This is a genomic window from Aliiroseovarius sp. S1339 (genome assembly GCF_023195695.1).
Lineage (GTDB): Bacteria > Pseudomonadota > Alphaproteobacteria > Rhodobacterales > Rhodobacteraceae > Aliiroseovarius.
Genome location: NZ_JALPQG010000004.1, coordinates 134543 through 159588, shown reverse-complemented (window position 1 = coordinate 159588; position 25046 = coordinate 134543). Strand labels below are relative to the sequence as shown.

Sequence of the window (25046 nt, the reverse complement as noted above, 5' to 3'; positions counted from 1 at the left end):
CCCGGCCCCGCCGGATACCAGGGAGGCGTCATGACTGACCTCATCAAAGCCATCGACCCGCGTGGTCTGATCTTTGAAAGCTATCGGATCGAAGGGATCAGAATTGAAGAATGCCGGTCCATTTTTCTGGATTGGGCGCTGTTTGATGACCACGAGATAGCGCAAGCAGACCGCATTACAGCGTTGTTGGCCCATTACGGTGCGCAGGCGCCGGAACACCCGATGACCGCTGTGATGAAGTCGGCGTTGGAGGAGGCCGCGACGCCCAAGCGGCGCGGCGGGCGGAAAGGTCGATTGGGGTGAACCGTGCGTGAGTGAGGCGGAGCAGCCTGCGCTAGGTTACAACCACAGACCGGAATCGGGACTTAGCAACCGTTCGCTGCACGGCCCAAGAACGGTCGTCGAGCGGAGAAATATTTTGCTGGGTGGGAGGCGGTCGAACGCGCCAACGAAGTTGTCAAGCGCTCGAATGCGAAGGCTCCCTGAATGCGATCCGGGGGGTTGGTGCATAGGATCAAGGGCTACACGTTAAACGCTGGAATCGCTGCGCCGGGACCGGCTTTGCCTTGCTTCATCCCCATGCGAAATGGGCGCTTCTTGCGAGAAAGGCTATCAGTCGACCACTGACAGTACCGCCTGACACGCCGCCTACTTCGGCAACATGAAGAACTCTTCGCGGACGATCTTGCCCTCCTCGACCGAATAAACCGCGATCTCGCGCAGGTTCATCAGCCGACCAGTGTCTTTCTGCGTCACCTCGGCCTCGAAGCGCACTACAAACCGGTTGGGCGGATGGACATATGGCCCGTCTGCGTCGAGCTTGTGGATGGTGTGCGTTGCTGCCCAACTCTCTCTTTTAGCTTTGATCGCGCCCCGGCCCTTGGCGATCCGCTCATCCCGCCCGGGTGGCACAACCGCCTCCACCGACTCAGCGTTTTCGGCATAGATGTCGTCGACATGCACAATGCCGCGACGGTTCCGCATCGCCTGAACGAATTCCCGTCCGAGTTTGACTAAATCTTCCATACGTGCCTCCTCTTGCTGTCACCAACCGTGGCACGATTTTGCGACGCGAAACTTGACAGGGATCAATGTGCATGCGGCAATCTGCTTGATCAGCCTAGCCGACATCCGCCTCAGTGGGTGCAAAGGTCAATAGGGGCTTAAACCGGCCAATCCACTCTGCCCAGTCAAGCCAAATCATCCTGCGGGCGCAGCATCAACCAGATCAGCGACGCTCCTGCCAGCGCCAAGAACGGCACCATGGCGATGTTGACGGCGTTCCAGCCCTCGACCGTTGAGCCGCCCGAGCAATTCATCAACCCGCCAGAGGCCAGCGAGGCCACGGTGACGCAGCCAAACACGATCATGTCGTTCATGCCCTGTACGCGGCCGCGTTCCTCAGGGGCGTGGGCGCCGGCCAGCATTGTTGTCGCGCCGATGAACCCGAAATTCCAGCCGACACCAAGAAGGATCAAGGCGATGAAGAAGTTCTCAAGCTCGACACCTTGCAGCGCGACGACGCCTGCCAGCCCAAGGATCGCCAGACCGGTCGCGATGACTTTGCGGGTGCCGAAGCGGGCGATCAGGTGGCCGGTGAAAAAGCTGGGCACGAACATTGCCAGCACGTGGGCGGTGACCACGTTCCCTGCCATGTCGGTTTCAAACCCACAGCCGACAACCGCCAGCGGGGTTGAGGTCATGACAAGGTTCATGAGCGCGTACGAGACCATGCCGCAGATGATCGCCACTGCGATCACCGGGTCGCGCAAAAGCTCGCGGCGCGTGCGACCATTGGGATCGTCCGCGTGCGGTTTAGGCGGCTTGGGAATATCCAGCCCCAAAAACAGGAACGAGCCCACGATGTTGATCGCGATGATCGTCAGATAGGCCCCCAGAAAGGGCACGACCATGGCGTCATTGGTGGCATTAAACAGTTGAGGTCCAATGACTGCAGACGCCAGTCCTCCCGCCATCACATAAGAAATCGCCTTGGGTCGGAATTCCACGGACGCGGTATCGGCGGCCGCAAAGCGGAAAAACCCTTGCGAGGATTGATACAGCCCCATCAGGAACGACCCCAACAGGAAGATGCCGAAATCTGCTTGGGTCAGGGCATAAGCGCTGATCGCCGCGCCAACGGACCCTCCCAGCGTGCCGAGCCAGAAGCCAACCCGGCGGCCATAGGTCTGCATGACCCAGCTGACCGGATTGGCAAAGAACATCGAGCCTCCGACCATCAGAGAAATCGGCAATGTCGCCCAGCAGGGGTTTGAGGCGAGCGATTGGCCGGCCAGACCGGCCATGGTGAAAATCATCGGCATCTGCGCGCCCAGAAAGGCTTGCGCCAGCACAAGGATGGTCACATTGCGCTTGGCGCGGGCATGGTCGGCTGGGGCTAGGGTCGCGTCACTCATGCGCATATCCGTATATGTGGGGTGCGGATTTGACCAGATGGAAAAACCAGCGGCGACGCGGCAATTGACCGCTATGGCTTAGGCGTGGGTCGAACAGGTCGGTGCTGCGCTCAGGGCTGTCCTTAACGATCCTCGGCCGGGCGTCCACGGCCCAGCGGGTCGGTGTTGCGCAGGGGCAGTCCCGCCGCCAGCGCCTGCCAGTCCAACGCTTGACGCATCAGAACGGCAAGGCCCACGCATATGATCGCAGGCGCGCTGATCCCGTCGCGCGCAGCGTCCTCGACGCATGTACCAAGGGTGGTCTCCAGCACTTTCTGATCCGGCGTTGTGGCGTTTGCGGTGATGGCGACGGGTTCGTCAGCCGGGCGACCAGCGGCGATCAGGGCGGTGCGGATGCGGTCCAGATGCTTCATGCCCATATAGATAACGATCACTTGCGATCCGCGCGCAATCGCCTCCCAATCGAGCGCGCCGGGTGCGTTGCCCGACTGGTCATGCCCGGTCACGAAGGTCACGGATTGGTTCACGTCGCGATGGGTCACCGGAATGCCCGCATAGGCCAGACCGCCGATCCCTGCCGAAATCCCGGGAATGATGCGGATCGGCACGCCATGCTGGACAAGGGTTTGGCCTTCCTCGCCACCGCGCCCGAAAACGAATGGGTCGCCGCCCTTCAGCCGCAGTACTTTTTTACCGTCGCGCGCCAGATCAACAAGGTGCAATGAGATATCGTGCTGTTTGGCGGAGGGCTTCCCACCCCGCTTGCCAGCATAGATCACCTCTGCATCGGGGCGTGCCCAGGACAAGATTTCCGGCGCGACCAGCGCGTCATGCACGATCACCTCTGCCTGCGACAGGGCATTAACCGCGTGGATCGTCAAAAGCCCCGGATCACCGGGACCAGCCCCACAAAGCCATACCCAGCCGGGTTGCATTTGCGGCCAGTCAGTCCCCGGCAAGGCGGGGGGCGTATAGGTGTGTGAGTCGCTCATTGGTCATTTATGCACCGGGGCGCGGGGGACGAACAGCGTCCTTGCGGCTTTCAATGGGGATTGGTGGTGCGGCGAAGGGCGCGTTTGCAACGGCGTGGGCATAGTGGGCAAGCCCGGCCTTACCGATCCTGCCCGCAGAACCCGCCGTCGAACCCTGCGCAGGCGCTTTCTAGCCGACAGGAAGGTGCAATGCTTGATAAAGGGGATTTTGTTGGGGGAATGTTCAACTATCGCGCGCGCAGCCCGATTGGAACGGACCATTGGCGGAGGCACTGCTGAATTGACGGAAGGCGCAAACATCCCGCAGTCTGATCGCGGCCTGACAGGTTTCGAAACGTCCGCCAAGTTGTTTGTTGATAATGAAGGTCACGTATGAATATTGTTCTGCAAGTATTAGATACGAATAGGAAAAAGATGCCAGATTTGATCGGTCGAAAAGGCGCGGTGATCGCGCGGCCATCGTGAAGACTCTTTTGCTGGCCGGAACGGAGGAAGCGCGCGCGCTGGCGGATCTGCTGGCCGCTGACGGTATGGATGCGGTTGCATCAATGGCTGGTGTCACGCACGAACAAAGATTGTTTCCGATCCATACCCGCAGGGGTGGTTTTGGCGGCGAGGACGCTCAGGAACGCTTTATGCGGGACGGCGGGTTTACAGCCGTGATCGACGCAACGCACCCATTTGCGACAAAGATTTCCAGCAGAAGCCTGACCATCGCACAACGCATGGGGTTGCCTTATCTTCGCCTGCTACGACCCGCTTGGAAGGCCCAAGACGGTGACCTGTGGCACAGCGTTGAGACACAAAAACAGGTTGCAAAGCTGGTTCCGAAGGCTGCGCGGGTGTTTCTGGCCACGGATGCGCACTCCATTGACAGCTGGGCGGAGTTTGCAAAGGGCAGAACGCTGTTTTGCCGACGCGCGGACCGAACGGATGACCCGTTTCCCTTTGAAGGAAGTTGGATCATAGGGCAGCCTCCCTTCGTGTTGGCCTATGAAATGCGTTTGCTGAAAACTTATGCGGTAGAATGGGTTGTAGCGAGAAATTCAGGTGGTCCAACACGTGCAAAGCTTGATGCTGCCCGCGCCATGGGGATTCCGGTTGCCTTGCTTGATCGCCCGGCGCTGCCGGATTGCGATCATGCGCAAACCGTGCAGGAGGCCTTTTCTTGGCTGACCTCAAAGAGCGCCTGATCCACGGGCCAGACTGCCTGCGTGAAGGTGCGGATTGGCTTTGCAGGACGGAGCCGAGATTTCAAACGGTATTGGATCAGATTGACGACATCCCATTGCGGCTGCGCGACGATGGGTTTGAGGCGCTGATGTTTGCCATTGTCGGCCAGCAGGTTTCCACCGCGTCCGCTGCTGCAACCTGGTCGCGCGTTGAAGCGGCCGGGATGGTCACGCCAGACGCGGTGACCAATGCAACCCGCGACGATCTGACCGCATTGGGCCTGTCGCGACCCAAAATCCGGTATGCCTACGCGCTGGCCGGGGCAGGGTTGGACTACCACGCGCTACGATCCGCGCCCGCCGATCAGGTGATCGCGACCCTGACGGCCGTGCCCGGCATCGGCCAGTGGAGCGCCGAGATTTACGCTTTATTCGCATTGGCCCACGCCGATATCTTTCCGGCCGGCGATCTGGCCCTGCAAGAGGCAGCAAAACTGCTGTTTGACTTGCCCGACCGCCCCAAGGACAAAGCGATGCGCGCCCTTGCCGCGAACTGGTCGCCATGGAGGGGCGTTGCAGCCCGCCTTCTGTGGGCCTATTACCGGGTGGAAAAGCAACGCGAAGGGATCCGCTGATGAACCGAATACTGGATGTGAAACGCCGCGAGGCTGCCTCGGGCACGACCAAATCGGTCGTTGTGTTTCTGCACGGCTACGGCGCGGATGGTGCAGATCTTCTGGGCCTGTCCGACCCTTTGGCCGAACATCTGCCAGACACCACATTCATCGCGCCTGATGCGCCCGAAAAATGCGCGGGCAACCCGATGGGCTTTCAGTGGTTTCCGATCCCGTGGCTGGACGGGTCGTCAGAAGAAGACAGCATGAATGGGGCCAACCAAGCTGCACAAGACATCGATGCCTTTCTGGATCAGGTGCTTGAGGATGAAGGGATAAGCCCCGAACAACTCATCGTTTTTGGCTTTTCGCAAGGCACAATGATGGCGCTGCGTGTGTTGCCGCGCCGGGATGCGCCGATTGCGGGCCTTGTCGCGTTTTCAGGTCGGATGCTCGAGCCTGACCAGTTCCCCGATCACGTGAAATCCAAGCCGCCGGTGCTTCTGGTTCACGGCGATCAGGATGACATGGTGCCACCCGGCCATTTCTCGGAAAGTGGCGAGATCCTGCAGGCGGCAGGTTTTGAAACCTATGGCTTTATCATGAAGGGCACCGGTCACGGCATCGGGATGGACGGGCTGTCCGTCGCGCTGAGCTTTATTCAGGATAAGCTTGGGATTAAGCCCGCCGCGCAGCCAAAGTAACCCCCTGACATTTTCTCGATCTAGCTGTGATGAGCCCCCAGATCATGGGGCTTGTCAGGTTGGCTCACCTATATATAGTCGAGCCAAGAGCATGGGGCGGGTGTCCTCGCCCCGATACGCTGATGCATGGTATGTTTGGGCAAGGATTGACGCGTGATGGACGGAGACTTCAGGACAGAATTTGTGCGCGAGGGGGGCGGCGTGAAGAACCACGCGGCACTTGTGCTCAATGCGGATTACCGACCGTTGTCCTATTATCCCTTATCATTGTGGCCGTGGCAGGAAGCCGTGAAAGCGGCGGTGTTGGATCGGGTCAACATACTGGCCGAATATGACGAGGTTGTGCGAAGCCCGTCGCTGGAACTGCGCATCCCTTCGGTTGTCGTTCTGAAGGACTATGTGAAACCGCAAAAGCGTGTTGCTTTCACGCGCTTTAACCTGTTCCTGAGGGACGAGTTCTGTTGCCAATATTGCGGCGCAAGGGGCGACCTGACCTTTGATCACGTGGTGCCACGCGCAGCAGGCGGCGTCACCAGCTGGGAAAATGTCGTGGCCGCGTGTCAAAGGTGCAATCTGCGCAAGGGCTCTAAACCTTTGCGGCATTCGGGGCTCAATTTGCGTCGCCCCCCACGCCAGCCCGCCGCGTCCGAGCTGCGCAATGTCGGGCGTAAATTCCCGCCGGGCCACTTGCACGACAGCTGGATGGACTTCCTTTACTGGGATGCTGAATTGGACGCGTGACGGGCGGCCAAACAGGCGATAGCGTACCCTTACGAAAAAGGGAGCTTTGCCATGTCTGATCCATTCTTCACACCCATCTCTGGCTTCGATCTACCGCGCTTTGCGGGCGTGGCCACTTTCATGCGCTTGCCGCATGTAGATTTTGACCACCCGCGCTTTGGCGAGGTCGAGATCGGCTTGATCGGCGCGCCGTGGGATGGGGGCACCACCAATCGCCCCGGACCGCGTCATGGCCCGCGTCAGTTGCGCGACATGTCCACCATGATCCGCGCGCAGAACGGGGCCACTGGCATACGTCCGTTTGAAGCCGCGAAATGCGCGGATTTAGGCGATGTGGCCCCGAACCCCGCAGATCTGATGGACAGCTTGCAGCGGATGGAGCGTTTTTACGACCGGGTGAAAGCGGCGGGCATCCGCCCCTTGACCGGCGGTGGCGATCACTTATGCACCCTGCCGATCCTGCGTGCGTTGGCGAAGGACGCACCCGTGGGCATGGTGCATTTTGACAGTCACACCGACCTTTATCATTCGTATTTTGACGGCACGATGTATACGCACGGCACCCCTTTCCGACGCGCCGTGGAGGAGGGGCTATTAGACCCTTTACGCGTTGTGATGATCGGCATTCGCGGCACCGCCTACGATAATGAGGACCGCGATTTCGCTGAAAGCGTCGGTATTCGCGTCATTCCGATCGAGGAATTTCACAAACGCGGTGTTGATGACGTCATGGCCGAGGCGCGCGAGATTGCGGGGACGGGCGACACCTATGTTAGCTATGATATCGACTTTGTTGACCCCGCCTTTGCCCCCGGCACCGGGACACCTGAAATCGGTGGCCCGAACTCGTTTCAGGCGGTCGAAGTCGTGCGCGGCCTAAAAGGCGTCAACATCGTCGGCGCCGATCTTGTCGAAGTCTCGCCCCCGTTCGATGCGGCAGGTGGGACGGCCTATCTGGGCGCGTCGATCATGTTTGAACTTCTGTGCGTCATGACGAACTAAAGCGCGCTTCCCCCCCTTTGACTTGTGGTCCAATCAATGAATGCTAGACTTCAAGCGCGCATGCAGGTAGAAGCCGTGACAAAACCCGTTAGCGCTAACGGCAACTGGAGAAACTCATGGTCTCACGCGTCATTCCTGTCGAACCTTTCGATCTGGTGATTTTTGGGGGTACGGGCGATCTTGCCCGACGCAAAATCCTGCCCGGTCTGTATCGTCGTTTCCTAGATGGGCAAATGCCCGAGGATGCGCGCGTTATCGGTGCTGCCCGTGGCGATATGAACACTGATGGCTACCGCGCCTTTGTAGAATCCGCTGTGCGCGAGTTCGTATCAAAAAAATGGTGTGATCCCAAAGTCTTGAAGATGTTTCTTGAGCGGATTAGCTTTGTTCAGCTTGACGTTATGGGCGGTCAGGGATGGGTTGATCTGAAGGCAATCGCGAAGCAAGATCGCGTCCAAGCATTCTATTTCTCAGTTGGCCCCGGGTTGTTTGGGCCGATCGCCGAACGTCTACATACGCATGGAATTGCCGGCCCTAACGCACGTATCGTGGTGGAAAAGCCGTTTGGCCATGATGAGGCGTCAGCGCGGGAATTGAACGAAACTCTGGCACAGCACTTTGACGAACATCAGATTTATCGAATTGACCATTATCTGGGCAAGGAAACGGTGCAGAACCTTATGGCGCTGCGCTTTGGGAACATGCTGTTTGAACCGCTTTGGAACGCGCAATATGTAGATCATATCCAGATCACCGTGGCCGAAACGGTTGGGGTCGAAGGGCGCAGCAGCTATTACGACAAGTCCGGCGCGATGCGCGATATGGTGCAAAACCACCTGATGCAGCTTCTGTGCCTGACCGCGATGGAGCCTCCCTCGAAGTTCGAGCCAAACGCGGTGCGCGATGAGAAGCTCAAGATCATCCGCGCGCTTGATCCGGTGGCCTCGGAAGACATCGTGCGCGGCCAGTATCGTGGCAATGGCGACGTCGCGTCATACCTTGATGATGCCGAGGCCGACGCCAGCACCACAGAAAGTTTTGTGGCGATGAAGCTGCACGTGTCGAACTGGCGATGGAACGGCACGCCGTTTTACCTGCGCACCGGCAAACGTATGCGGGGTCGTATGTCCGAAATCGTCGTGCGTTTCAAAGAGCCACCGCATTCGATTTTTGAAGAAGACACCGGCCAGACTGCCAACGAGCTGTCGATCCGTCTGCAACCCAATGAAGGCATGGACCTGAAGGTCACCATCAAAGAGCCGGGGCCGGGCGGGATGCGTCTGATCGACGTGCCGTTGGACATGACGTTCGCCGATGCGCTGGGGGAAGAAGCCGCCGATGCGCCCGACGCCTACGAACGCCTGATCATGGATGTTATCCGGGGCAACCAGACGCTTTTCATGCGTGGGGACGAGGTTGAAGCCGCCTGGGCCTGGACCGATCCGATCATCGAAGGGTGGGAAGGTCGCGGCGACAAGCCCAAGCTTTACGACCCGTTCTCGACGGGACCGGAAGAGGCGCTTATGCTGCTGCATAAGGATGGGCGTCGCTGGAGGGAGATCCGCGAATGAAACTGGTCGAATACGCTGATCGCGACATGATGATGTTGGATCTGGCAGACAAGATCGCGTCGGAACTGTCGGCCATGCTGGAGCATGAAGACCGCGCCTCTTTGGCTGTGCCCGGGGGCACCTCGCCGGGGCCGGTGTTTGATGCGCTGTCGGCTGTCGATCTGGACTGGGCGCGCGTTGACGTGATGTTGACCGATGAACGCTGGGTGACTGAAGACAGCCCCCGATCAAACACCGCGCTGTTGAAAAAACGCCTGATGGTCGACAAGGCCGCCGCCGCGTGTCTGATCCCGCTTTATGGTGGAACTGACACGCCCGAGGAGTGTTTGGACGCCCTTGCCGGTGCGGTTCAGGCGGCCATGCCCTTGTCTGTCGTGTTGTTGGGCATGGGCGAAGACATGCATACGGCAAGCCTTTTTCCCGGCGCAGATCGCCTGACTGAAGGCCTGTCATCGCACGCGCCCGCGCTGCTGCCTATGCGCGCGCCGGGGGCGGATGAGCCAAGGATCACGCTGACCGCACCGGTTTTGAATGGCGCAATGTCAAAGCATTTGCTGATCATGGGCGAAGGCAAACGGGCCGCACTAGCGGCGGCGATCAGGGCGGATGACGCGTTTGATGCGCCCGTCAAAGCCGTGCTGCCGGATATGACGGTTCATTGGGCCGCATGAACGGATCAACCTAGTCGGGGAATACAATGAATTTCAGTGATTTGAAAGCCTATCGCACGGCAACTGAGACGCGCTGCATCTCGGACCTGTTCGCTGATGAAGATCGCGCACGGGCGTTTTCAACCCAAGCGCTGGGTCTGGTGTTCGATTGGTCGAAAACGGCGCTGGACGAGGATGGCGTGGCCCTTCTGATGGATATTGCAGAAGAGGCACAGGTCGCGTCGCGTCGCGCAGACATGTTTTCCGGCAAAAAGATCAACGTCACCGAGGACCGCGCGGTGCTGCATGTTGCGCTCAGGGCCGGGGGCGACACCCGGATTGAGGTCGATGGCGTCGATGTGATCCCCGAGGTGCACGAGACCCTTGCGCGTATGCGTGATTTTGCATCGCGTCTGCGATCGGGACAAATCCGGGCACCGGGGGGCGGACGGTTCCGCGACGTGGTGAATATCGGGATCGGCGGGTCGGACCTTGGGCCCGCGATGACGGCGCTTGCGTTGTCGCCCTATCATGACGGGCCGAGGGTTCATTTCGTGTCGAATGTCGATGGGGCGCAGATCGCGGATGTTCTGGCTGGCTTGAACCCGGCCGAGACGCTGGTGATCGTTGCCTCAAAAACCTTCACGACCATCGAGACAATGACCAACGCCACCACCGCGCGCGACTGGTTGGCGCGCGAGGTTGGGCAAGCGGCTGTGGGGCTGCATTTTGCCGCCTTGTCGTCCAACACGGATAACACCGCCAAATGGGGTATCGCTGACGAACGGGTCTTTGGGTTCGAAGATTGGGTCGGCGGGCGCTATTCGATGTGGGGGCCGATTGGATTGTCATTGATGATCGCCATTGGCCCGGACCGGTTCGACCAGATGTTGGCCGGTGCGCGCGCCATGGACGACCATTTCTGCCGTGCTCAGGGGCGCGATAACATGCCGTTGATGTTGGCGCTTGTCGGGATCTGGCACCGTCAGGTTTGCGGCTATCCCACCCGCGCCGTTTTGCCGTATGAACAACGGCTTGCGCGCCTTCCAGCCTATCTTCAACAGCTTGAGATGGAAAGCAACGGCAAACGCGTTGCGCTGGATGGCAGCCCGCTGGACGAGGTCTCCGGCCCGGTGGTTTGGGGCGAACCCGGCACCAACGGGCAGCATGCGTTCTATCAGTTGATCCATCAGGGCACCGACATTATTCCGTGCGAATTCATGGTGGGAGCGGCTGGTCATGAACCCGAGCTTGACCATCAACACCGGCTTTTGATGGCCAATTGTCTGGCGCAGTCTCAGGCGCTGATGCAGGGCCGCTCGCTCGATGTGGCGCGCCAGATGATGGCTGCAAAAGATTTTGAGGGCGACGAGTTGGAAAGGCAAGCCGCCCACCGGGTGTTTCCCGGTAACCGGCCTTCAACCACGCTGGTCTATCCCAAGCTGACGCCCGAAGTGTTGGGCCAGATCATCGCGCTTTATGAACATCGCGTGTTTGTTGAAGGGGTCATCTTTGGCATCAATTCGTTTGATCAATGGGGTGTTGAGCTTGGCAAGGAACTGGCCGTGGCGTTGGAACCGGTGGTGTCTGGTGCTGCGGACGGGGCTGATCTTGACGGATCGACCCGCGCTTTGGTCGCGCATCTGCAAGCCATGAAGAAAAGCCGGACGGTCACCTAGAACATCTGACAAAGCGGTCTGGACCTGCTGTGGGGCCAACTGCTTCAGGCGGCCGACGGTGTTTTGCGCCCTGTGGCCAACTGTTCGATTGAGGCATAGACCTGACCGCGCACAACCGGGTCTTCCATCAGAACCTCATGTTCGCGCCCGTCGACGATATTTAGCTGACCATTGGGCCACCGAGCCATCAGGTCGTGGATCGGGCCGGGCTCAACAATCCGCTCGTTGCTGCCCAACCATGTGATTGCGGGCACATTGGGGGCTGACATGCAAGCCAGATCGCGCATCTCGGTCAGTGCGGCGAACAGCCAACCAGCCGAGGGCCCGCCCAAGGTCAGTTCGGGATGCGCTTTGGCTTGGTCCTGCATCATCGCCCACATATCTGTATCTGTGGTCAACATGTTGTCGGCAAACCCTTCCGCCAATACATAGGTCTGCCGTGCCGTGCCGGGAGACAGGGTCAGTTTCCACGGTGTTTTATGCAACGCCCATGAAAAACCCCAGGCGACGGGGCGCAAGGATTTCGCCAACACGATGCCCCACATCGGTGCGCTGAAACAGACCCCAGTTACATCCAGCCCGTTGTGAAGCGCGCGAAGCCCAATGCAGCCGCCCATCGAATGGGCCAGCATCGTGAACGGGCGGGGCAGGTCGAGGTCGCCCGCCAAACCCATCATTTCGGCCAGATCAAGTTGGTATTCGTCAAAATGACCCACATGTCCCAAGACGCGATCTTCATCGGGTCGGTCGGCCAACCCCTGACCACGCCAATCAATCGTCAGCGTATCAAATCCACGCGCTGCAAGTTCGGCGGCGGTGATGCCGTATTTCTCAACATATTCGGTGCGACCGGGCAACAGCAGGGCGGTGCCGCGCTTGGGCGATCCGTCCTGACGCGGCCAATGGGCCAAACGCACCCGCACGCCATCTGATGCCATGCGCCAAAACGCCCGCCCACCGGGCGGACCTTTTGCAATGTCGTTGAACAGGGGGGCGTCTGACATGGTGTTGTTCGTAGCTCAGCGTTAACCCAGCGCCGCGCCAAGTTGCATCGCCAGACCCATATTGCCGTCAACCGACAGTTTGCCAGTCATGAAGGCGGTGGTCGGGTTCACAGCGCCTGACAGCATGTCCTGAAAGACATCGGCATCTGCCGTCAGGGTCACATCGGCCTCTTCATCACCAGCACGCGCGCCGTCGCCATCGACCATGATCGCGCCTTCGCCGTTAAGCACAAATTTCGCTGTGCCGCCGTCAAAGCCACCTTCGATTTTTTCGTTCAGAGCGGTCACTGCCGCATTGATCACGTCACTCACGTGCTATCCTCCGTTTGCTGCCCGGTCTGGGCGTCATTATCACGGGGATGCTAACGCAGTGTTGAAGCGGGCGTAAATCGCTTTTCGTTGAAGTGACGCATGGGAACACGAACAAGGCGCGGTAATTCGCCGGATACACGGGTTTGTGTTTGTTTCATTCGTGATCTTGCGCGTAGCATACGATATGTCGCGACTGTTCCTCATCCCCGCTTTGGTTTTACACATGACCGTTGCCATGCCGGGCGCAGTGGCCGCGCAGGTCAATTCGCAATCGGGCGAGCCATCGCAAAACACCACATCCGCACCAGTTGCGCCGTCAGGCGATCTGGATCATCTGTTCACTTTGCTGGCCGAGGCGGATGACAGCAATTGGCAGGCGCTTGAGGATGAAATCTGGGATCTCTGGTCACGGTCTGGCTCGGACACGTTTGATATGTTGCTTGAGCGTGGGCGCAAGGCCATGGACGCCGGAGATTTCGAGGCGGCGATCGAACATCTGACCGCGCTGACAGATCACGCGCCCGATTTTGCCGAAGGATGGAATGCGCGTGCGACAGCATTTTTCCTGTCGGGACGGCTGGGGTTGTCAGTCAACGACATCGCCCGCGTGCTAACCCTAGAGCCGCGCCATTTCGGGGCCTTGTCGGGTCTGGGCATCATTTTGGAAGAGCTTGGCGACCAAAAAGGAGCGCTGGACGCCTATCGCCATGCGCTTGCTATACATCCCCGAAGTCCCCGCGTAAAAGAAGCCGTCCAGCGCCTTGAAACCGTCGAGGGGCGGGATATCTGACCAAGAAGTTTGCGCGTAGGCGCGCCTACGGGTTACCGACGAGAAGGGCAGAACATGGTCTCGGACAGCGCGCGGGGTGGCCCGCGGATCACTGCCGTGCTTGGCCCGACCAACACCGGCAAAACCCACTATGCTTTAGATCGGATGCTGGGCTATCGCAGCGGCGTCATCGGCCTGCCGCTGCGCCTTCTGGCACGCGAGGTGTATGACAAGCTGGTGGCCCTTCGTGGTCCCAATGCGGTCGCGCTGGTCACCGGCGAAGAACGCATCGTGCCCGAACGCGCGCAATACTGGGTTGCCACGGTCGAGGCGATGCCGCTGGGCGTCGGGGCGGAATTTGTCGCCATCGACGAAATCCAGCTTTGTGCAGACCCGGAACGCGGCCATGTGTTCACCGACCGCCTGCTGCACATGCGCGGCACGCAGGAAACGCTGTTCATGGGGTCCGACACGATGCGCAGCGCCATTGCGGGTTTGGTGCCCGAGGTGCAGTTCCTCAATCGCGAGCGGTTCTCGGAACTGGTGCATTCCGGCTCGAAGAAACTCAGCCGCATGCCGGGGCGCTCGGCGATCGTGGGGTTCTCGGTCGATAACCTCTACGCCATCGCTGAACTGATGCGCCGCCAAAAAGGGGGCGTGGCTGTCGTCATGGGCGCGCTGTCGCCCCGCACGCGCAACGCACAGGTCGAGATGTATCAGAACGGCGAGGTCGACTACCTGATCGCCACGGATGCCATCGGGATGGGTCTGAACCTTGATATCGATCATGTGGCGTTTTCGGCCCTGTCCAAGTTTGACGGCCACCGGATGCGGCAATTGGCGCCGAATGAGCTGGCGCAGATCGCCGGACGGGCAGGGCGCTATATGAAACATGGCTCGTTCGGAGTGACGGGCGAGGCCGCGCCGCTGTCCGATGAGATGGCCGACGCCATCACCTCGCATTCCTTCACACCGATCCGCAAGCTGTGTTGGCGCAACGGCGATCTGGTTTTTGGCAATGTGCAGGCACTTATCCGCTCACTCGAATTGCCCACCACCAATAGCTGGCTGACAAGGGCGCGGGACGCGGACGATGTGGTTGCCCTGAAGATGCTAGCCGAGGACGCCGAGGTCGCCGCGCGGGCCACCGATGGGCGCTCTGTCGGGCTTTTGTGGGACACCTGCCGCCTGCCTGATTTTCGTGGCATCAGCCATGCAGAACACGCCGGTCTGATCACCAGCCTTTTTTGCGACATACACCAACATGGGCGCGTGCGCGAAGACTGGTTTGCCCGGCAAGTGAAACGGATTGACCGCACCGAAGGCGATATCGACACGCTTTCCAAACGGTTGGCATATATTCGCACATGGACATATGTTGCACAACGACGCGATTGGCTGGATGATGTTGCCCATTGGCGCGGCGAAGCGCGTGCTGTAGAAGATCGCCTGTCGGATGCGTTACACAACGCTTTGACCAAAAGATTTGTTGACCGGCGGACATCTGTCTTGTTGCGGCGGTTGAAACAGAAGGAGAGCCTCGTGGCTGACGTGAATGACAAAGGTGAAGTGACGGTCGAAGGCCAATTTGTTGGTCGACTGGAGGGGTTCCAGTTTAGTCAGGACACCGCCCAAAGCCCGGAAGAGGCGAAAACCCTCCGCGCGGCCAGCATGAAGGCGCTCGCGCCCGAATTCCACCTGCGTGCGGACCGTTTCTATAACGCGCCCGATACCGAGCTTGATTTCACCGAGCAGGGTGGCCTGATGTGGGGCGAGTTGGCGGTTGGTAAGCTGGTCAAGGGCGACGAGATGTTGAAGCCGCGTGTGCAAGCCTTCGTCGATGACGAGGCTGGCACTGATGTGTCCGAGAAGGTCGCACGCCGGTTGCAGCATTTCATTGACCGCAAGGTACAGGCGCTGTTCGAGCCGCTGACCACCATCGAGAGGGACGAGACGCTGACCGGCCTGGCCCGTGGCTTTGGCTTCCGCATGATCGAGGCACTCGGGATCATTCCCCGCGATCAGGTGGCGCAAGAGGTCAAGGATCTGGATCAGGACGCCCGCGCGGCATTGCGCAAGCATGGCGTCCGGTTCGGCCAGTTCACGATTTTCATGCCCTTGTTGCTGAAACCCGCGCCGACGCGTCTGCGTCTGGTGCTGGACAGCCTGTTCAAAGGATTGTCCGAGTTTCCGGAATCACCCCCTCCCGGCTTGGTGACAATTCCCGCCATCGACGGCATCGACCCCAACGCCTACCTGCTGGCGGGTTATCGCCCGGCAGGCGCACGCGCGATCCGGATCGACATGCTGGAACGTCTGGCTGACCAATTGCGCGCTGAAGACAGCCGTGGCGGCTTTGAGACGAAAGCCGACATGTTGTCGATCACCGGCATGACGCTGGAGCAGTTTGCCGATCTGATGCAAGGGCTCGGGTATAAGGCCGAGAAGGCTGAGCGCGTGAAGGTGAAAGCGCCCACAGAAGGGGTTGCTGACGTGAAGGCTGCCGGTGATCCGCCTGCCGAAACGCCCAGCGAGACGCCGACTGAAATGCCCGTCGAAGCTCCCGCTGAAGTACCCGTTGAGGCACCCACCGAAACACCAGTTGAAGCCCCAACCGAAGCGCCCATTGAGACGCCGACAGAAGTGCCCACAGAAGACGCCGCGCCAGAAACTGCTCCCGACGCGGGAGTGGCCGAGGGGCCCGAGATGGAGGTGTTTTATACCTTCAAATGGGGTGGTTTTGCGCGCGCACGTGGTGGCAAACCGCAGGGCGACCGTGCCCAAGGTGACCGTCCGCGTGGCAAACAAGGCGGCAAGCCAAGTGGTAAACCCGGCGGTAAGCCAGGCGGCAAGCCGGGCCGTGGTGGTCCGCGCAAAGGGCCGCAGGACAACAAGCCCAAAAGCTATCAGTCTGGTCCGCGCAAAGAAAAAGCCATCGACCCTGACAACCCTTTCGCAGCCCTTTTGGCGCTGAAGGAAAAGAACTGATTGGTGAAGGCCGACAACTCAGGGGGCGGTGATGCCGCCCCTTCGAACGGTCCGAAGATGCGGGCCGACAAGTGGCTTTGGCACGCGCGGTTTTTCAAGACGCGGGGGTTGGCGACCAAGCTGATCTCGGCGGGTCATCTGCGGGTGAACAGCGACAAGGTGTCAAAACCGTCTTTCAATGTTGGGGCTGGCGATGTGCTGACCTTCCCGCAAGGCCGCGAGGTGCGGGTAATCCGCATTCAAACTCTGTCCACACGGCGCGGCCCGGCCACCGAGGCGCAGGCGCTGTATGACGACCTTGATCCGCCAGATACTCGTAAGAACGCCGTTCCGGATCCTGTGGCGTCCGGGTCAAAACATGACCGCAAAGGGCGCCCGACCAAGAAAGATCGTCGCAGCTTGGACCTTTCGCGCAAGCGATACCTTGAATGATCGCGCTGGCTGCAATATTGGGGTCGGTAAGCCAAAGTGAGGTGTCATCATGACCTATGTCGTCTTAGACAATTGTATTGCCTGCAAATACACCGACTGTGTCGAAGTTTGCCCCGTAGATTGTTTCTACGAAGGCGAGAATATGCTGGTGATTCATCCTGATGAATGCATTGACTGCGGCGTGTGCGAACCCGAATGTCCGGCCGATGCTATCCGCGCCGACACCGAACCGGGCACCGAAAGCTGGGTCGAGTTTAATCGCAAATACTCGGAACTTTGGCCGGTCATTATCGAGCGTAAAGACCCCATGCCCGACGCAGAAGAGCGTGACGGGGAAGAGGGTAAGATGCAGAAATACTTCTCGGAAGCGCCTGCAGAACAGTGATTCGAAAAACCCGCAAAACCGTCTGAATTCATGTGTTATTTGACCGCCGGTCAGTACGCTAAGATACGGAATTAAAAGAGAAAATGATGCTCGCCGCGCCGCAGCGCTTTCGCGGGGTCTTTTTTTATGCTATGGTAGGTTCGAATTTGTTGGGGCAAGCATCACCAAAAACGGTGGAACGGACCGAAAGATGACAGTCAGCCGACGGGTATGTTCGTACCCTTCGGTTTTTTGTCGCGCGGTCAAAATTGCGCAGTCCAACAATAGAATTTAACAGTTACGCGAAGGATGCGTCGTATGAGCAAGAAAAAGCTGGATTTCCGCCCGAATGAGTTTGTGGTCTATCCCGCCCATGGGGTGGGCAAAATCGTTTCGATTGAAGAGCAGGAAGTCGCCGGCATATCGCTAGAGCTGTTCGTCATTGCGTTCGAAAAAGACAAGATGACTTTGCGGGTTCCGACACACAAGGCTACCGAAGTTGGAATGCGTAACCTGGCCAGCCCGGATGAAGTGGCCGACGCGATGAAAACCATGAAGGGCAAGGCGCGGGTTAAACGCGCTATGTGGTCGCGCCGTGCGCAGGAATACGAGCAAAAGATCAACTCGGGCGATCTGATCGCCATTGCCGAGGTTGTGCGCGACCTGCACCGCACCGATGACCAGCGCGAGCAAAGCTATTCCGAACGTCAGCTTTATGAAGCCGCGTTGGAACGCCTGACCCGTGAGGTCGCGGCTGTTGGTGGTGGCGATGAGTTGGCCGCGCAGAAGAAAATCAGCGACGTGCTGCAATCGCGCGCGCCTGCTGCTGCGTAGGTCAAACGCGAGACGAAATTTAACTGCCGCCCGGATCAGACGGGCGGCAGTTTTCGTTTGTGCCTAGCTCAGTTGGACTGCGAAGACGGCGAGCGCCGCGATTTCGGCCACCTGTTGGCTGGCACCCAGAATATCTCCGGTTTGCCCTCCGATTTTTTGGCGTGCAATGCCTGCAAGGATCAATACGGCCAGTCCCACCCACAATAGCAGCGCGAAAATCGCATAGGGTGTCAGGATCAACCCAAACAGTCCCGCAATAGCGAGCGCCAGCCAAGCCGTGTTGGCGGGGACGCGGCCTACGGATTTTGACAAACCGTTGTCGCGGGCATTCGACATGACGGCCATCAAAGCTGCCATCGGTGCGCGGCTGACAACGCCCGTCACCAAAAGCGCCCAAAACGCGCCCTCTGCGGGCAGGATCGCCGCAAGTGCCGTGGCGCGCAGCAGCAACGACAGAACCAGTGCGATCACGCCATAGGCGCCGATGTGGCTGTCTTTCATGATCTCCAGCCGGTGCGTGCGGGTGATGCCACCCCACAACCCATCGACTGTGTCGGCCAGCCCGTCCTCGTGCATCGCGCCGGTTATCATGACCTGTGCCGCCAGAGCCAACCCTGCCGCCCAAAAGGCAGGAACACCGCATCCCAGAGCAATAAAACCGAAGACTGCGGCCACAGCTGCGGGGATCAGCCCCACCAAGGGCCACGCCCATGCAGACCGTGCGCCGCGACGTAATGCCTGATCGGTGTCCAGCCGGATTGGCAGCCGCGTCAGAAGCCCGATGGCCGCCGAAATGTCTGTGGCTTTTGCCAATGCAACGTCGCCTGCGGTCGGAGTGTCATCTTTGGTCATGTTTGGTCTTTTGCGGTCTGGTTGTGTCCCGTGACCATGGGTAAAGAGGGTGACAACGGGAATCAATCGGGAACGACACCATGACGACCATGCCCTTTACGACCCTTGCTGAGTTCACAGCACTGCTGGCAGCGGCGCCCGGTCCCGACAACACGGCGCGCGCGGCAGCAGAGGCACGCAATGGTCAGCTGACCAAACCCCCCGGCGCGTTGGGGCGGCTTGAGGATCTGGCGATCTGGTATGGCAGTTGGCGCGGTACCGGGCGGCCAGCGATCACGGCACCTCAGGTCATTATTTTTGCGGGAAATCACGGCGTGACCGCGCAAGGCGTTTCGGCTTTTCCGGCCGAAGTTACCGAACAGATGGTTTTGAACTTTCAGCGTGGTGGGGCGGCGATCAATCAACTGTCCAAGACCTTCGGGGCCAAGATGGATGTGCACGCTTTGTCACTGGACACGCCGACGGCTGATTTCACCCAAGGCCCCGCGATGAGCGAGGCCGAGGTGGTCGAGGCGCTGCTGACAGGATGGAACGCTGTAGACGCTGACACGGACCTGCTGGTTGCGGGTGAGATGGGCATTGGCAACACGACCTGCGCCGCCGCCATCGCGCACGCTCTTCTTGGCGGCGAGCCTGGCGATTGGGTCGGTCGTGGCACTGGCGTGGATGATGCGGGCCTTGCGTTGAAAGCGCGCGTGGTGGCCGCTGGTCTGGCACAGAATCCATCTGCCAAACGCAATGGGGCCGAGGCGCTGCGTTGTCTTGGTGGGCGTGAACTGGCCGCGGTCGCAGGCGCGATGGCGCGCGCACGGGTTGACCGTATTCCGGTGATCATCGACGGGTTCATCTGCTCTGCTGTTGCCGCGTGCCTGCAAGAGATTTCCCCAGTCGCGTTGGACCACGCGGTCGCGGGCCACAAGTCGGCCGAAGCGGGACATGGCCGCGTGCTGGAGGCATTGGGGAAAGACCCCATTTTGTCACTGGGTATGCGCTTGGGCGAAGGGTCGGGTGCGGCGCTGGCCATTGGGGTGTTGCAAGGGGCGGTGGCGTGTCATTCCGGCATGGCAACCTTTGGCGAGGCCGGCGTGTCTGATGCCTGACCCCTATGTGGGCAAATCAAACTGACCTAACCATGATCCGTCGGCAGGGGCGCATCTTGTTTGACCTGATCCAGAACAATCTGGCTTTGCACGCGCGCGACGGATGGATGGGGCAGCAATACTTCGTGTATGAGCACGTTCAGCGCGGCAAGGTCACTGCAATAGACCCGCATCAGGTAATCTGAATTGCCCGTGAGGGTCCAGACCGAGGTGATTTCACCGCGCAGTTTGACCAGCCGCAGGAACGCACGCGCGGATTCCGGCGACTGGCTTTCCATCTCCACCTGCACGAAGGCCTGCACCTGAAGGCCGAGGCGGGCCGGGTCCAGACGTGCGGCATAGGCGTGGATATATCCCTGATCCTCAAGCCGCTGACGTCTGCGTCCCGCTTGGCTGGCGGACAGGTTTAGATGCTCGCCCAATTCCTGTGCGGTCATCTGTGCGTTCTGCTGCAAGGCTTTCAGTAATTTCCGGTCTATCTCGTCCATATGCGTCGATCCTGCGCTCCTGCCAAAAATGCGCGCAAAACGCGCAAAAATATCGAGATACGATGCGATAAATGCGCAGAATGTTCAATCGAAATGCAGGATACTCGTTACATAACACGTGAACAAACAGGAGTGAGCAAGATGGGTCCGTTTCCACATGATGCCCCGCGCGCAGAGATCAGCGAAAAGAACCCCGCAGGAACCGATGGGTTTGAGTTTGTCGAATTTGCCCATCCCGAACCGCAGGAACTGCGCGATCTTTTTGCCAAGATGGGGTTTGAGCATACCGCCAACCACAAGTCGCGCAAGATCGAGCTGTGGCAGCAAGGTGATGTCAGCTATCTGATCAATATCGAACCGGGTAGCCACGCCGCGAAATTCATTGCTGAACACGGCCCCTGCGCGCCTTCGATGGGATGGCGGGTGGTGGATGCCCAACACGCGTTTGACCATGCCGTGAAGAAGGGTGCCAAGCCCTATGAAGGCGACGGCAAGTCAATGGATGTGCCAGCGATCTATGGGATTGGTGATTCACTGATCTATTTCATTGACCAGTATTTCGACACCAGCGCCTATAACGCAGAATTTGACTGGATATCGGACGCGCACCCGAAAGGTGTGGGGTTTTACTACCTCGATCACCTGACGCACAACGTGTTCAAAGGGAACATGGATGTCTGGTTCAGTTTCTACCGCGACCTGTTCAACTTCGAAGAAATTCGCTTCTTTGACATTCAAGGCAAGCATAGCGGGCTGTTCAGCCGTGCGCTGACTTCGGCCTGTGGCAAGATCCGTATCCCGATCAACGAAGATCGCGGTGAGAAAGGCCAGATCGTTGCTTATCTTGAGAAATACAAAGGCGAAGGCATTCAGCACATCGCGGTTGGCACTGAAAACATCTATGATTCGGTGGATGAAATTGCCCGCCGTGGCCTGAAGTTTATGCCGGGCCCGAACGAGACCTATTATGATCTGTCTTATGATCGCGTCAAAGGCCACGAAGAACCCAAAGACGAGATGATGAAGCACGGCATTCTGATCGACGGCGAGGGCGTGGTCGGCGGGGGCGAAACCCGTATTCTGCTGCAAATCTTCTCAAAAACCGTGATCGGGCCGATCTTCTTCGAATTCATCCAACGCAAAGGCGATGACGGCTTTGGCGAAGGCAACTTCAAAGCACTGTTTGAATCCATCGAACGCGAGCAAATCGAAAAAGGAGAGTTAGGCGACGTCGCCTGACCTCAGACAGCCGCCGCCGTTGTGGGTAGTCAGACAACGAAATGCCCGGTAGTCAGACTGCCGGGCATTTTTTGTTCAGCTAAACGGAAGGACTTCCAACGTGATTGTGCGCGAGCCCTTCTTGTAAACCAGCGCTGAGGCCGAGATTGACAAGACCTTGCCGCCATCCAGCCGGCTTCCGGCGCCCACTTTCACATAACGACCTGACTTCAACCGCACCAGCGCACGGCGGGATGAAGCAGAGCCGTAAATACCGATCAGGCTGACTTTGCGCAGATTGATCGCATTTTTGATGGTTGCCTGTTTCGCGACCGATGTGCGGGTCGGAATGCGAGGCACCACGCTTTGTTGAGGCGATGCAGCAGCGACGGCCACAGACCCATCAGATGCATCGGCGTTGGATGTATTGGCGCGGGCCACAATCTTGTTGAAGCCAGACGGGCGGTGGCGCGGTTCGATCGAGGTTGCGATGGCTTGCCTGGTTGGGGCGATGATGCCTGCCGTCGAGGGGTTGCCTGCGATGTCATTGTCCGATGGTGCCTCGGCTGCTTGCAGGGCGGCGGTGATCGCAGCGGCCTGTGCTGCGGCGCGCGGTGTGGTCGGGCGCACGCGCGGGCGAAGGGCGGCCAGTTCTATGCGCGTGCGCCCGCCAAGTTCCAGCCGCTCATTGCCCTCAATCAGCCCTTCGGGTCGGGCGCGGGGACGAACAAGGGGCAGGGTGGGTGCGGGGGCGACACTATCGTCGACCGCGACTTCAGGAAAACTAACACCGGGACGTAGTGCAGGAACGACCGCTGGTCGGCCCGAAAAGACCGTGATCCCTTCGGGCGACAATGCGCCATCGGGCGTCGCGATAACCAGCCCATCGCTGTCCAGCGCAAATGTTGTGCCAAGCGGAGGTGGCGGGGCCGTGTTGACTGCGGCGGCGGCACTGGCTGCAATCTTGGGATCAGGCAGGGCGACCGCATCCTGTGCGCCTGCGGCCGGGTCGATAGAGGCAATATACAGATCATCCAGATCACTGGATTCGGGGTCGGGCAGCGGCTCGGGGGCGCGCTGCCAGATGCCAGTCGCCGCATAGCGTGCTTGCGCCGCCTCCGGGGTCAGCGGATCGCGCGCGCCGATGCGCGCATCTGTCAGATCGGCCTCATCCTCCAGCCCCGCGTTGACATCGTCCAGTTCACCTTCTTGCGCGTTTGCATCGGGGTCGGTTGAAATGGCGGCTTCGAACTGATCTTCACGCTCGGGAAACAGCCAGGCGGTGCTGTCGGTCAGAAAAAACATTGACCAGATCGCGACGATCGCCATCAAAAGCAATAGGCCAAGCACCAGAAACAGCCCTAGGAATTTGGGTTTTCCGCCCACATGTTGGGTCTGACGCGCGCCGAAAACGGTCATCGTTTCTGCTTCGCGCGCGCGCGGTGACCGTTGCGCCTTTGGTGGCTGTTCGCCTCCGGCCAGATGCGGCGGTGGCGGCGCGACGGCGGTAACCAAGACGCCATCATCGCCACCAGTTTGCCGTTTGCCAAGATTTGGAATGTTGACTTTCGGCCGTCCTGCACTGGGCTGGTCCGCCTTGTCGCGGCGACGGTCTTCAATCTTCTTCGCGGCTTTGCGCCCGATTTTGTTGGCAGCATCGGCGGCAGTGGCCAACCCGGCTGCGCCTTTTCGGGCAACCGCTGACAGCTTTTCGCTGCTGCTGACGTCCGTGGGTGCGGCGCTGGCTTTGGTTGTTTGAGCGGCGGGCTTCAGTGCCGGGTCGTCACCGAAAGCGATCGGGGCTGTGACAGGCACATGCACGGGTTTGGCGTCCGGCGCGTCCGGGCGGCTTTTCCCATCTGGGGCGTCGCGGTCGACACCGAACGAAAGGCGCGGCTTGACGTCAATTTCATCAGCGATTTCGTTAGCGGTTTCGACCGATTCAGTCTCCGTGCTGCCCGGCATCGGTGAAGGATCATCAACACGCCGGGACGAAAAGGTTGGTGCGTCAGATGTGGGTCTTGGCGCCGAAACAGGCGGCATGGGCGGTGGCGGCGGCACGATGCCCGAAATTATGGTGTCTTGCGGGGCAGGTGACGCCGATACCGGTTTCGGGTCATCCGGTTTGGCGGGCGGCTGATCAGCCACGGGTGCAGGTGGTGCAGGGCTCGGGGTAGGTTTCGGGTCTGGCTTTGCCTCAACCTTGGTCTCTGGCAAGCGGACGGGTGTCGGCCGCGACTTGGGTTCAGCAGCGCGCGCAGCAAGAGGCTTAGCAGGAGGTTCGGCGCGCAGGTCAGGCGTCAGGACAGCAGGCGGATCTTCCCTTTCTGCCACTGGCGCGTCCGGCGTGGGCGGGAAAGGCGCAAGCTCGGGCAGGGCGGGGGCATCTGTGCCGCTTTCTTCCGTTTGCTGCGCGGGCGGCGCCGCTTCGGATGGGCCCGGTTTCGTCCGTTTTTTGTCGGGGATCGAGCCCAAAAGATCTGGCACAGGTGTGTGGTCGCGTTCGACCGTTGCGCCATCTGTCACAGTGTTGCTTTTGACCGTGCCAAAGAACGCCTCGCCTGAGAAACTGCCTGAGGGGCGGGCCACGAAGCTGATCGGGTTCAGGCTGTGGTCGTTGGCAAATGCCTCGGCTTCGTCCAGAGTTTCACGGGCGACCACCGCGACATGAACCATGCCGTCATCCGTTGGGTCGGCACGCCAGTCAAAGACCAGATCGTCCACGTCGTAAGGTGTTAACCCCTCAAGCCCTTCGCGGATACGTTCCATGCGCGTCACATCATCGGGGCCGGGCGCGATCATGCTGGTAAACAGAAGTTGCGACTTGGGGACGATCAGCTTGCACGAAAACCCGCCGCTTTCCAGATCAGCGGCTTTGCGGCGCAACAGGTCCAGCCCGCTTGCCTGTTCGGGGTGATCAACAGACACCTCACCAACCAACGCCCATCCGCCCTTGCCGCGATGGACAAGGCCGATACCGTCATGGCTGAGATCAAGCGCAAAATTCGGCTTCATACCGTCTGTCGTCCTGTAATGACCCCTCCCGGAAATTGCCGGGACCCCTAAGCGTGCAAATTCAGCCCACCGACTGGACGCACCTATTTGAAACTACAGCAGGTTTTCGCTTATGAAAAGGGGGCGTC

Annotated in this window: 24 protein-coding genes; 16 read left to right on the top strand and 8 right to left on the bottom strand. The window is 59.6% G+C overall.

Annotated elements, in window-relative coordinates; translation table 11 throughout:
* Positions 1–30: 30 nt before the first annotated feature.
* Positions 31–303 (top strand): hypothetical protein, encoded by a 273-nt coding sequence (locus tag MUY35_RS07470; RefSeq protein WP_248365216.1) that lies wholly within the window; start codon positions 31–33, stop codon positions 301–303.
* A 345-nt stretch (positions 304–648) separates the two neighbouring features.
* Here the strand turns inward: MUY35_RS07470 and MUY35_RS07465 are convergent, their stop codons facing one another.
* The 3 genes from MUY35_RS07465 to cobA all read right to left on the bottom strand — a co-directional run bounded on the left by MUY35_RS07465 (position 649) and on the right by cobA (position 3409).
* Entirely contained in the window at positions 649–1026 is a 378-nt protein-coding gene (locus MUY35_RS07465) for a nuclear transport factor 2 family protein (RefSeq protein ID WP_248365213.1), read from the bottom strand.
* Positions 1027–1190: 164 nt separating this feature from the next.
* Positions 1191–2417 carry an MFS transporter gene (locus MUY35_RS07460; protein ID WP_248365210.1) on the bottom strand — a complete coding sequence of 409 codons (1227 nt, stop codon included), beginning with the start codon at positions 2415–2417 and terminating at the stop codon, positions 1191–1193.
* 122 nt (positions 2418–2539) lie between these two features.
* Positions 2540–3409: a uroporphyrinogen-III C-methyltransferase gene (cobA, locus tag MUY35_RS07455; protein WP_248365206.1), complete on the bottom strand. Its 870-nt coding sequence runs from the start codon at positions 3407–3409 to the stop codon at positions 2540–2542.
* Positions 3410–3870: 461 nt separating this feature from the next.
* On the opposite strand from cobA, the gene MUY35_RS07450 reads away from it, so the two are divergent.
* The 8 genes from MUY35_RS07450 to pgi all read left to right on the top strand — a co-directional run bounded on the left by MUY35_RS07450 (position 3871) and on the right by pgi (position 11542).
* Complete coding sequence (locus tag MUY35_RS07450; RefSeq protein WP_248365204.1) at positions 3871–4602, top strand: precorrin-6A/cobalt-precorrin-6A reductase; 732 nt, start codon at positions 3871–3873, stop codon at positions 4600–4602.
* Positions 4578–5216 carry a DNA-3-methyladenine glycosylase 2 family protein gene (locus MUY35_RS07445; RefSeq protein ID WP_248365201.1) on the top strand — a complete coding sequence of 213 codons (639 nt, stop codon included), beginning with the start codon at positions 4578–4580 and terminating at the stop codon, positions 5214–5216. Before MUY35_RS07450 ends, MUY35_RS07445 begins: the two co-directional genes overlap by 25 nt.
* The gene (locus MUY35_RS07440) at positions 5216–5899 is read left to right on the top strand and encodes an alpha/beta fold hydrolase (RefSeq protein WP_248365195.1); all 684 of its coding nucleotides are present in this window, start codon (positions 5216–5218) and stop codon (positions 5897–5899) included. The genes MUY35_RS07445 and MUY35_RS07440 overlap by 1 nt, the downstream gene beginning before the upstream one ends.
* A gap of 156 nt (positions 5900–6055) precedes the next feature.
* Positions 6056–6640, top strand: a complete 585-nt coding sequence (locus MUY35_RS07435; RefSeq protein ID WP_248365703.1) for an HNH endonuclease — start codon at positions 6056–6058, stop codon at positions 6638–6640.
* A gap of 51 nt (positions 6641–6691) precedes the next feature.
* Positions 6692–7642: an agmatinase gene (locus MUY35_RS07430; RefSeq protein WP_248365192.1), complete on the top strand. Its 951-nt coding sequence runs from the start codon at positions 6692–6694 to the stop codon at positions 7640–7642.
* 116 nt (positions 7643–7758) lie between these two features.
* Complete coding sequence (zwf, locus tag MUY35_RS07425; protein ID WP_248365191.1) at positions 7759–9213, top strand: glucose-6-phosphate dehydrogenase; 1455 nt, start codon at positions 7759–7761, stop codon at positions 9211–9213.
* Positions 9210–9884 (top strand): 6-phosphogluconolactonase, encoded by a 675-nt coding sequence (gene pgl / locus MUY35_RS07420; RefSeq protein WP_248365188.1) that lies wholly within the window; start codon positions 9210–9212, stop codon positions 9882–9884. The genes zwf and pgl overlap by 4 nt, the downstream gene beginning before the upstream one ends.
* 26 nt (positions 9885–9910) lie before the next feature.
* Positions 9911–11542 (top strand): glucose-6-phosphate isomerase, encoded by a 1632-nt coding sequence (gene pgi / locus MUY35_RS07415; protein ID WP_248365180.1) that lies wholly within the window; start codon positions 9911–9913, stop codon positions 11540–11542.
* Positions 11543–11586: 44 nt separating this feature from the next.
* On the opposite strand, the gene MUY35_RS07410 is transcribed toward pgi, so the two are convergent.
* On the bottom strand, positions 11587–12546 hold the full coding sequence (locus MUY35_RS07410) for an alpha/beta hydrolase (RefSeq protein ID WP_248365178.1): 960 nt from the start codon (positions 12544–12546) through the stop codon (positions 11587–11589).
* A 21-nt stretch (positions 12547–12567) separates the two neighbouring features.
* Positions 12568–12858, bottom strand: a complete 291-nt coding sequence (locus MUY35_RS07405; RefSeq protein ID WP_248365169.1) for an SCP2 sterol-binding domain-containing protein — start codon at positions 12856–12858, stop codon at positions 12568–12570.
* Between the two features lie 184 nt (positions 12859–13042).
* Here MUY35_RS07405 and MUY35_RS07400 point away from each other — a divergent pair, with 184 nt between their 5' ends.
* The 5 genes from MUY35_RS07400 (at position 13043) to MUY35_RS07380 (ending at position 18245) form a co-directional block, all read left to right on the top strand.
* Positions 13043–13648 carry a tetratricopeptide repeat protein gene (locus tag MUY35_RS07400; RefSeq protein WP_248365166.1) on the top strand — a complete coding sequence of 202 codons (606 nt, stop codon included), beginning with the start codon at positions 13043–13045 and terminating at the stop codon, positions 13646–13648.
* A 54-nt stretch (positions 13649–13702) separates the two neighbouring features.
* On the top strand, positions 13703–16615 hold the full coding sequence (locus tag MUY35_RS07395; RefSeq protein ID WP_248365163.1) for a helicase-related protein: 2913 nt from the start codon (positions 13703–13705) through the stop codon (positions 16613–16615).
* 57 nt (positions 16616–16672) lie between these two features.
* Positions 16673–17047, top strand: coding sequence for an RNA-binding S4 domain-containing protein (locus MUY35_RS07390; RefSeq protein WP_248365701.1), 375 nt, complete (start codon positions 16673–16675; stop codon positions 17045–17047).
* Between the two features lie 49 nt (positions 17048–17096).
* Positions 17097–17432 (top strand): ferredoxin FdxA, encoded by a 336-nt coding sequence (gene fdxA / locus MUY35_RS07385; RefSeq protein ID WP_248365160.1) that lies wholly within the window; start codon positions 17097–17099, stop codon positions 17430–17432.
* Positions 17433–17729: 297 nt separating this feature from the next.
* On the top strand, positions 17730–18245 hold the full coding sequence (locus tag MUY35_RS07380) for a CarD family transcriptional regulator (protein WP_248365158.1): 516 nt from the start codon (positions 17730–17732) through the stop codon (positions 18243–18245).
* Positions 18246–18308: 63 nt separating this feature from the next.
* Here MUY35_RS07380 and cobS read toward each other — a convergent pair whose 3' ends face one another.
* The gene (cobS, locus tag MUY35_RS07375) at positions 18309–19097 is read right to left on the bottom strand and encodes an adenosylcobinamide-GDP ribazoletransferase (protein WP_248365155.1); all 789 of its coding nucleotides are present in this window, start codon (positions 19095–19097) and stop codon (positions 18309–18311) included.
* Between the two features lie 80 nt (positions 19098–19177).
* On the opposite strand from cobS, the gene cobT reads away from it, so the two are divergent.
* Positions 19178–20197, top strand: coding sequence for a nicotinate-nucleotide--dimethylbenzimidazole phosphoribosyltransferase (gene cobT / locus MUY35_RS07370; protein WP_248365145.1), 1020 nt, complete (start codon positions 19178–19180; stop codon positions 20195–20197).
* Positions 20198–20223: 26 nt separating this feature from the next.
* Here the strand turns inward: cobT and MUY35_RS07365 are convergent, their stop codons facing one another.
* Positions 20224–20685: an Lrp/AsnC family transcriptional regulator gene (locus tag MUY35_RS07365; protein ID WP_248365139.1), complete on the bottom strand. Its 462-nt coding sequence runs from the start codon at positions 20683–20685 to the stop codon at positions 20224–20226.
* A gap of 141 nt (positions 20686–20826) precedes the next feature.
* Here MUY35_RS07365 and hppD point away from each other — a divergent pair, with 141 nt between their 5' ends.
* Positions 20827–21924, top strand: coding sequence for a 4-hydroxyphenylpyruvate dioxygenase (hppD, locus tag MUY35_RS07360; RefSeq protein WP_248365136.1), 1098 nt, complete (start codon positions 20827–20829; stop codon positions 21922–21924).
* Between the two features lie 75 nt (positions 21925–21999).
* On the opposite strand, the gene MUY35_RS07355 is transcribed toward hppD, so the two are convergent.
* Positions 22000–24918 (bottom strand): hypothetical protein, encoded by a 2919-nt coding sequence (locus MUY35_RS07355; protein WP_248365134.1) that lies wholly within the window; start codon positions 24916–24918, stop codon positions 22000–22002.
* Positions 24919–25046 lie beyond the last annotated feature (128 nt).

Excerpts from the sequence above, each read along its gene's own strand:
- zwf (WP_248365191.1), top strand. The coding sequence starts at position 7,759 with ATGGTCTCACGCGTCATTCCTGTCGAACCTTTCGATCTGGTGATTTTT.
- MUY35_RS07460 (WP_248365210.1), bottom strand. The coding sequence starts at position 2,417 with ATGAGTGACGCGACCCTAGCCCCAGCCGACCATGCCCGCGCCAAGCGC.
- cobT (WP_248365145.1), top strand. The coding sequence starts at position 19,178 with ATGACGACCATGCCCTTTACGACCCTTGCTGAGTTCACAGCACTGCTG.
- MUY35_RS07380 (WP_248365158.1), top strand. The coding sequence starts at position 17,730 with ATGAGCAAGAAAAAGCTGGATTTCCGCCCGAATGAGTTTGTGGTCTAT.
- pgi (WP_248365180.1), top strand. The coding sequence starts at position 9,911 with ATGAATTTCAGTGATTTGAAAGCCTATCGCACGGCAACTGAGACGCGC.
- MUY35_RS07400 (WP_248365166.1), top strand. The coding sequence starts at position 13,043 with ATGTCGCGACTGTTCCTCATCCCCGCTTTGGTTTTACACATGACCGTT.
- fdxA (WP_248365160.1), top strand. The coding sequence starts at position 17,097 with ATGACCTATGTCGTCTTAGACAATTGTATTGCCTGCAAATACACCGAC.
- MUY35_RS07440 (WP_248365195.1), top strand. The coding sequence starts at position 5,216 with ATGAACCGAATACTGGATGTGAAACGCCGCGAGGCTGCCTCGGGCACG.
- hppD (WP_248365136.1), top strand. The coding sequence starts at position 20,827 with ATGGGTCCGTTTCCACATGATGCCCCGCGCGCAGAGATCAGCGAAAAG.
- pgl (WP_248365188.1), top strand. The coding sequence starts at position 9,210 with ATGAAACTGGTCGAATACGCTGATCGCGACATGATGATGTTGGATCTG.
- MUY35_RS07430 (WP_248365192.1), top strand. The coding sequence starts at position 6,692 with ATGTCTGATCCATTCTTCACACCCATCTCTGGCTTCGATCTACCGCGC.
- MUY35_RS07435 (WP_248365703.1), top strand. The coding sequence starts at position 6,056 with ATGGACGGAGACTTCAGGACAGAATTTGTGCGCGAGGGGGGCGGCGTG.
- MUY35_RS07390 (WP_248365701.1), top strand. The coding sequence starts at position 16,673 with ATGCGGGCCGACAAGTGGCTTTGGCACGCGCGGTTTTTCAAGACGCGG.
- MUY35_RS07395 (WP_248365163.1), top strand. The coding sequence starts at position 13,703 with ATGGTCTCGGACAGCGCGCGGGGTGGCCCGCGGATCACTGCCGTGCTT.
- MUY35_RS07365 (WP_248365139.1), bottom strand. The coding sequence starts at position 20,685 with ATGGACGAGATAGACCGGAAATTACTGAAAGCCTTGCAGCAGAACGCA.
- MUY35_RS07465 (WP_248365213.1), bottom strand. The coding sequence starts at position 1,026 with ATGGAAGATTTAGTCAAACTCGGACGGGAATTCGTTCAGGCGATGCGG.
- MUY35_RS07355 (WP_248365134.1), bottom strand. The coding sequence starts at position 24,918 with ATGAAGCCGAATTTTGCGCTTGATCTCAGCCATGACGGTATCGGCCTT.
- MUY35_RS07470 (WP_248365216.1), top strand. The coding sequence starts at position 31 with ATGACTGACCTCATCAAAGCCATCGACCCGCGTGGTCTGATCTTTGAA.
- MUY35_RS07410 (WP_248365178.1), bottom strand. The coding sequence starts at position 12,546 with ATGTCAGACGCCCCCCTGTTCAACGACATTGCAAAAGGTCCGCCCGGT.
- cobS (WP_248365155.1), bottom strand. The coding sequence starts at position 19,097 with ATGACCAAAGATGACACTCCGACCGCAGGCGACGTTGCATTGGCAAAA.
- cobA (WP_248365206.1), bottom strand. The coding sequence starts at position 3,409 with ATGAGCGACTCACACACCTATACGCCCCCCGCCTTGCCGGGGACTGAC.